1 protein-coding gene is annotated in these 996 nt (G+C 72.3%); it reads left to right on the top strand.

The annotated features are described in order from the left end of the window. Positions 1 to 471: 471 nt before the first annotated feature. Positions 472 to 996, top strand: a 525-nt coding sequence (locus tag ADK41_RS42840; RefSeq protein ID WP_245174609.1) for a polyketide synthase dehydratase domain-containing protein, incomplete at its 3' end; no start/stop codon positions are given.

The raw sequence follows: 996 nt of genomic DNA, 5'->3' as shown, positions 1-996 counted from the left end.
ACGTGACCGGACGCATCGCCGCGCCCGGTGAACTCACCACCCCCGCTTACTGGGTGACCCATGTCCGTGAGGCCGTGCGCTTCGACGACGGGATCCGTGCCCTAGTGGAGGAGGGCGTCACCCGGTTCGTGGAGCTGGGGCCGGACGGTGTGCTCAGCGGCATGGCCCGCGAAAGCGCCGGCGACGAGGCTCACCTGATCCCGCTCCTGCGCAAGGACCGCGACGAGGAGACCACGGCCCTCACCGCACTCGGACGGCTGCACGTGGCCGGGGCCCGGGTGGACTGGGCCGCGTACTTCGACGGCACCGGCGCGCGGACCGTCGACCTGCCGACCTACGCCTTCCAGCGGCAGCGCTACTGGCCGGAGAACAGCACGGCCCCCGAAGCGGCCGACGCCCGCGCAGCCGGTCTGGAGGCGTCCGATCACCCGTTGCTGGGTGCGGTGCGGTCTGGAGGCGTCCGATCACCCGTTGCTGGGTGCGGTGGTGGCGCTGCCGGACTCGGGTGGTGTGGTGCTGACGGGCAGGCTGTCGGTGGAGGCGCAGCCGTGGCTGGCCGATCACGTCGTCCTGGGCCGCACCCTGCTGCCCGGCACGGGGCTGGTGGAACTCGCCCTGACGGCCGGCGAGGCCGTGGGCTGCGCGACGCTGGACGAACTGACTTTGGCCGCACCGCTGGTGCTGCCCGAGCAGGGCGCCGTTCAGGTCCGCGTCGTGGTGGGGCCCCAGGATGCCGACCACCGCACGGTCGCCGTCTACTCCCGCCCGGAAGGCGCCGAGGACGCCTCGTGGACGACTCATGCCTCCGGGTTCCTGGTGGAGGGTGTGGTGTCGGCGGGGTTCGATCTGGTGCAGTGGCCTCCGGTGGGTGCCGAGGTGGTGCCGGTGGAGGGTGCCTACGAGGTCTTCCGGGAGCGTGGTTACGGCTACGGTCCGGTGTTCCGGGGGTTGCGTGCGGCGTGGCGTCGGGGTGAGGAGTTGTTCGCCGAGGTCGCT

This window comes from Streptomyces caelestis (assembly GCF_001279005.1).
Lineage (GTDB): Bacteria > Actinomycetota > Actinomycetes > Streptomycetales > Streptomycetaceae > Streptomyces > Streptomyces heliomycini.
This window is presented reverse-complemented; position numbering and strand designations above follow the sequence as displayed.